This window comes from Streptomyces sp. NPDC056734 (assembly GCF_042790455.1).
Classification (GTDB): Bacteria; Actinomycetota; Actinomycetes; order Streptomycetales; family Streptomycetaceae; genus Streptomyces.
This window is the reverse complement of record NZ_JBHTZD010000001.1, coordinates 334,871-340,228: the sequence shown is the minus strand read 5'-3', so window position 1 is coordinate 340,228 and position 5,358 is coordinate 334,871. Positions and strand designations below refer to the sequence as shown.

Here is a 5,358-nt window from a genome sequence, read left to right as displayed (position 1 = left end):
ACGTGGCGCCCACAACCCACGTCCCGCCCGCTACCCACCCCCCAGCCACCCCCACCCACACGCCGCCCACGAGCCACCGGTCAGCCACCAGCACCCGCAGGGCGCCCCCTACCCACCCCCCAGCCACCACCCACACGCCGCCCACGATCCACCAGTCAGCCACCAGCACCCACACGCCGCCCACTGCCCCAGCCCCAGGCCTGGGCTCCGGCTCCGGTCCCGCGGTTGCGGACCCCGGCGACGCCCTATCCATTGGTCCATCAGATCCGGCGAGAGGACGGCACGGTGATCGGTATGGCGTCCTTCTCCGCCCTCGACTGGAGCCACCGGAGCGCGCTGTACTCACATCTCCACATGATCGACTATCAGGAACGGCAGCCGCTTGAGGCCGATGAGGTGGACCACCAACTCGACCGCTGGCCCGAGCGGACCCGGTTCGCCACCGGGAACCGGCTCCTGCCCTGGAACGGCACCGATCCGGTGTTCTACGCCTCCCACGGTGACCCAGGGGCTCTCGGCATCCCGCAGTCGGACGGCAGCGAGCAGGAACTCGATCCCAGGGCGGGGGCCGCTTTCGTGCGTTCCCTGACGGCCGCACTGCGGCCGACCCGCCCCCTGGTCATGCTCTCGTGCTATTCGGGCGCCTTGTCCGGCCGTGCGGATCCCCTGGCCGAGCCACCGATCGCCCAGCACGTGGCCAACGAGACGGGCCGCCGGGTGTGGGCGGCCACCTCCAGCACGGGTGTCCACCACGATATTTCGGTGGATATCTGGGACAGCGTGAGCGGTCCCGGCGCGTTCGTCGACTTCGTTCCCGATCCCGCCGGCGCGAACCTGGACCAGTTGGCGTCCGGGCCGCTGCGCATGCCCCCGGATGTTGACCCCAGCGTGCGGCGCACCTACGCCCTGCGTCTTTCCCGGCTGCTGCGGTACGCCCTCGGAACTCAGGTGGAGAGAGACCCTCACTACCAGTCCCTGGCCACGGGCCTCGCCGCCGTCGACCGGCTGCGCCCCCGCGAGCGGAGCTTCAGGGACGGCCCGATGACCCTGCCGCTGCTGAGGGCGATCACGGCCGCGGTACTCGGTGGGCCGGGCGCCGACCGGGTGACCGACGACGACCACCGGGAGCTGTTCTCCTTCACCCTCCAGCACCTCACCCTCGTCCCGACGGCGGACCTGCACGCCCTCGCCAGGGCCTACGCCCGCACACCCCGGGGCATCTCCCGCCGCCAGCCCCCGACCTCACCCCAGCCGCAACGCCGCCCGACGCAACAGCAACGGTCCCCGGCAGAGCCGTACGGGCCACTCCCGCACCCGATCAGAGGACGTCGATGACCACCCCGGACCCACCCCCTTCCCCACCCACACCCCCTTCCCCACCGGTCCCCGAAGACATCCGGGCGGCGGCACGGCTGGCCCCCGATCACTGGCTGGGGGTGGTGGACCCGGCCTGGGACGCGCAGACCGCGCCGCCGCGTTGGGCCGTGGTGGGCGAGTGGCGCTCGGGTGCCTCGGGTGAGGTCGAGGAGTGGCGGGCCAATCCCGAGTACCGTCCCTCACCGCTCGCGCTGGGCTGGCCGGTGCCCACGGACGCGGTGGACGCCGCCGTGCAGGCGCTGGTGACCGGGTACGACACGGTCGACGCGGTGCTACGGGCGCTTTCCGAGGCAGAGTTGCTGGTACTGCGGGCGCCGCAAGGCGAACCGCTGACCGCACTGGGCCAGGACGGCGGCCTGCTGGCCCCGGCCTACACCGCGCCCCAGCACCTCCACGCCGCCGGTTTCCTGGCCCACGACCTCGTGACGGCCAGGGAACTGGCCCGGGTACTAGCCCCATCGGACACCTACCTGCTGCTGAACCCCGCGGGCCCGGCCTCCCTCTCCCTGAAGCCCGGCGAACTCCTCGCCTCCGAGGAGCAGCCCGCCGAGGACCCCCCGGTTCCTCCCGTCTGACGGTGGGCCGCGCGACGCCAGATGGCGTCGGTGATCACCAGGAGGACCGGCCCCGGCCGGTCGCAGAACCGGGCGGCCGTGGCCGGGGTGGTGGTCCTGGTCCTGCTCCCACGCTCCAGGACTACTTCCTACGGCGAGCCTCAACTCCGAGTACGGTCCCCAGACATACCGCTCCGGCGACCATCGAGCCGAAGAAGACCCCCTCGAAGAGCACGCTGTTCGCGCCCTCGACCGTGCCGTCCGCGTGCGTGCACGACTTCTCGAAGGGGAAACTCGCCGTGTGCAGGTCTTCACAGCGATTGTGGAGATCCTCGTGGACCACGCTCGCATTGATCCAGGACAGCGCCCACAGCAGGAGGAAGACCCCGGTGAAAGCGCAAACGGCTCCCCACAGCCTGTTCAGCCGGGCATCGCCCATGCCGGTGCTCATCACGCGGCGGAGCGTATCGTGCCCGCCCTGACACCTGCTCAGGCCCGGGCCGTGGCCCACGCGCGGGCCTTCTCGACCGGCGACACCTCGTACTCGTCCTCGACGGCTCGGGAGATCAGGTGGCAGAACAGGTAGCGCTGGAGGGGGGTGAGGCCGAGCCGGGCGAGGTGGGCGTAGAGCATGTTGATGGCCAGGCGGTGGGTGAGGAACCAGGGTGAGCGAAGGACCTCGGTCGTGTAGCGGCCGGTGGCCAGGAGGATCTCGTGGAAGTCGACGGTGTGCTGCTGGACCATCTCCGGCTCCGGTTCGGCCGCGTCCAGATCGATCTGCCCTGTGACGATCAAGGGAGTGGCGATCTCCTTCTGCCGTGCGACGAGTTGGAGCCACTCCTGGACGTACGGCGGTGCGCGGTGCTCGTCCACCTGGGCCACCCGGTCGCGGACGAGGGCGCGCAGCGGTTCGGCCTGCCGCCGGTAGGCGGTCTCGAAACCCGCCCGGACGCCGTCACGGTCCTCGCAGTAGGAGCAGAACGCATCCGCGTGCGACCGGAAGGACATGTAGCCGCGTGAGATCGGTGGAACGCTGGTGTGCGCGAAGGCGATCATCAGGTCCAGGGCGACCTGGAACAGGCTGAGGTCACCGCGGCGGATGGCCGCCAGGGTGGGGAACGCCAGCGCCGTGCTCTCGGCGTGGAAGGCGTCCAGGAGATCGATGAGCCGCTGGCTGCCGAGCACATGCCGACGGTCCTCGTACGGCTCGGTCTGGAGGGTGTTGTCCGGGTACCAGGGGCCCAGTGGGCCGTGGTCGCTCTCGCGGACGGCGAGCAGCCGTTGCCGCGCGAGGGCGGCGGACTCGTCGAGGATCGTGGTGGACGGGTGATCGCGCAGATGGCGGGCGAGCCGCTCGGTGGCCGCCGGCAGGACCTCGGCCCGCCAGCTGTCGTCGCCGACACGGAGATTGACCCGTAGATGGGGGCCGCGCCGCCAGTGCCGGACGATGTACGGCTGCTGTATCCGGTCGCCCAGATCGGCCAGCAGGGGACGGACGGCGTCGAGGATGAGGTCGTCCTTGGCCGGGTCGTAGTAGCGGATCTGGATGCTGCGCCAGCGGGTCATCGGGGCTCCTTGAGGTCGAGGAAGGTCATGGCGGTCAGATAGCGCAGATGGGCTTCCTGGGGGCTGGACAGACCGAGCCGGTTGCAGAGCAGGTGGACACAGCGCAGCAGCAGGATCAGCACGTCACCGTGCGGGTCCGGGCCCGGGTGGAAGGACGAGTCGGCGGGGGCGGGATGAAAGCGGCCGTCCGCGCGGAGGGTGAGGATCTCGCGGTGCAGGGTGCCGATGGAGCGGGCCCACGCGCCGAGGAGGCCGTGCGGTGCCGGGTCGGCCGCGATCCGGCGGCAGCGGGCGGCCTGGGCGCTCAGCGCCGTACGCTGCCGGGTGAAGGCGTCCGCCCGGCCGGCCCGGGCGGTGGCCGGGGGGTCCCAGCGGTCCCGGGTCCGCTCCAGTGCGCCGCCGATCCGGTCGTGTCCGGGATCGCACACCGTCAGGGCGAGCATCAGCGCGGCGAGCGCGAAGCCGAGCCGGCGTTCGGGGTCCTCGGTGTGCCCAAGGACGGCCAGGGCGATCCGGCTGGAGTCGGTGAAGTGACGCTCGACGGCGTCGGTCGCCTCCGGCCCCCCGAAGACCGCGTACTCGGGTCGGTAGGGGATGTCCTCCACCGTGTCCGTGTGTCTCAGCCGCCGGTCGTAGTACGGCAGTTCCTCGGCCCGCGCCAGGCTCCGCGCGGCGAGGGCGTAGCGCTCGGGGTCCCAGCTCGCGGTGGTCGGGTGCGCGGCCAGGTGCCGTTCCAGCGCGGTCCTGGCCCGGTCCCCGACCCGTGCGCCGTCGACGGGCCGCAGCCGCAGCCGCAGATGCGGGCCGCCCTCCCAGTAGCGCAGGAAGAAGTACCGGTCGAGCAGCCCGTCGGCCTCCAGTGAGCGGACCAGGGTGCCGACGGTCTCGACGATCAGCAGGTCGGTGCCGCCCCGGTGGAAGACATGCAGGGAGGTCCATGCCTCGGTCATCTCACTCCTCGGGCGGGCTGGTGAGTTCGATGACGAACTCGGTGACATGACGCCCGTGTTCGCCCAGGTCGGTGACCGTCGTGAGGTCGGGCAGCGGCTCGTGGAAGACGACGCAGGAGCCGCCCTCCCCAAGCCGCCGGCCGAGCAGCGCGACCAGCGAGGGGTCGGCGAGGTCGAGATAGGTCGGCTTGGCGAGCCGGGCCGTTTGCCAGGGGTCCTCGCACCATGACTCGGGGTCCAGCAAGGACACGAAGCAGCGGGCCGGAATGCCGTGGTCGGCGAAGAACGCGGCGAGATCGAGCAGATGGGACGCCTCCGGTTCGCCCTTGCCCCGGCGGGGCACCGCCGCCGACGGCACGTACCAGGCGGCGCGGGCCACGACCACCCGTCCGACCTCGACCCGGGGGGTGCGCACCACGTCCTGGGGTGTGTGCTCCGGTGGTGGGGAGAAGAGCGCCCAGGTCGGGACGGTGGTGCCGGGCAGGTCGCCGAACAGCTGGAACAGCAGCCGGGCCGTGGGCGGCAGGAACAGCGCCGCCATCATCCCGGTGTGCACGGGATGCACCCGGCTGCCCTCGGCGTCCAGCAGGACGAGGTGACCGGTGCCGGGATCGTGGCGGACGGCCAGGTCCCGCAGGGGGATGCGGTCGGCGGCCGGGCGGGCGGAGACGACCCCGGGGTAGTCGATCTCGTAGGGCGCGGCGGGCGAGCGCAGATTGACGTTGGTGCCGAAGCTTCCCGAGATCTCGGCGAGATGTGCGGCGCCCCGGGCTGCGGTCGGGTCGCCGCTGTCGTCGCCCGGGCCGGCGGTCGGGTCGCCGCTGTCGTCGCCCCGGTCGGCGGTCGGAGCGCCGCTCCCATCACCCCGGCCGACAGTCAGGTCACCGCCCCCATGACCCGGGCCCACAGCC

At 72.0% G+C, this 5,358-nt stretch carries 6 protein-coding genes; 2 read left to right on the top strand and 4 right to left on the bottom strand.

The features are described 5' to 3' along the window. The first annotated feature begins 294 nt into the window (after positions 1–294). Positions 295–1,335 (top strand): hypothetical protein, encoded by a 1,041-nt coding sequence (locus ACFRFC_RS01370; RefSeq protein WP_383112573.1) that lies wholly within the window; start codon positions 295–297, stop codon positions 1,333–1,335. Further along, on the top strand, positions 1,332–1,952 hold the full coding sequence (locus ACFRFC_RS01365; protein WP_382679903.1) for a type VII secretion system-associated protein: 621 nt from the start codon (positions 1,332–1,334) through the stop codon (positions 1,950–1,952). Before ACFRFC_RS01370 ends, ACFRFC_RS01365 begins: the two co-directional genes overlap by 4 nt. Positions 1,953–2,073: 121 nt before the next feature. On the opposite strand, the gene ACFRFC_RS01360 is transcribed toward ACFRFC_RS01365, so the two are convergent. The 4 genes from ACFRFC_RS01360 to ACFRFC_RS01345 form a co-directional block, all read right to left on the bottom strand. After that, positions 2,074–2,385 (bottom strand): hypothetical protein, encoded by a 312-nt coding sequence (locus ACFRFC_RS01360; protein WP_383112572.1) that lies wholly within the window; start codon positions 2,383–2,385, stop codon positions 2,074–2,076. 35 nt (positions 2,386–2,420) lie between these two features. Beyond that, positions 2,421–3,497: a thiopeptide maturation pyridine synthase gene (locus ACFRFC_RS01355; RefSeq protein WP_382679899.1), complete on the bottom strand. Its 1,077-nt coding sequence runs from the start codon at positions 3,495–3,497 to the stop codon at positions 2,421–2,423. Further along, entirely contained in the window at positions 3,494–4,447 is a 954-nt protein-coding gene (locus ACFRFC_RS01350) for a lantibiotic dehydratase C-terminal domain-containing protein (RefSeq protein ID WP_382679897.1), read from the bottom strand. The genes ACFRFC_RS01355 and ACFRFC_RS01350 overlap by 4 nt, the downstream gene beginning before the upstream one ends. A 1-nt stretch (position 4,448) precedes the next feature. Next, positions 4,449–5,358 (bottom strand): lantibiotic dehydratase (locus tag ACFRFC_RS01345; RefSeq protein ID WP_383112571.1); only part of this gene is annotated, 910 nt, incomplete at its 5' end.

Excerpts from the sequence above, each read along its gene's own strand:
- ACFRFC_RS01370 (WP_383112573.1), top strand. The coding sequence starts at position 295 with ATGGCGTCCTTCTCCGCCCTCGACTGGAGCCACCGGAGCGCGCTGTAC.
- ACFRFC_RS01365 (WP_382679903.1), top strand. The coding sequence starts at position 1,332 with ATGACCACCCCGGACCCACCCCCTTCCCCACCCACACCCCCTTCCCCA.
- ACFRFC_RS01355 (WP_382679899.1), bottom strand. The coding sequence starts at position 3,497 with ATGACCCGCTGGCGCAGCATCCAGATCCGCTACTACGACCCGGCCAAG.
- ACFRFC_RS01350 (WP_382679897.1), bottom strand. The coding sequence starts at position 4,447 with ATGACCGAGGCATGGACCTCCCTGCATGTCTTCCACCGGGGCGGCACC.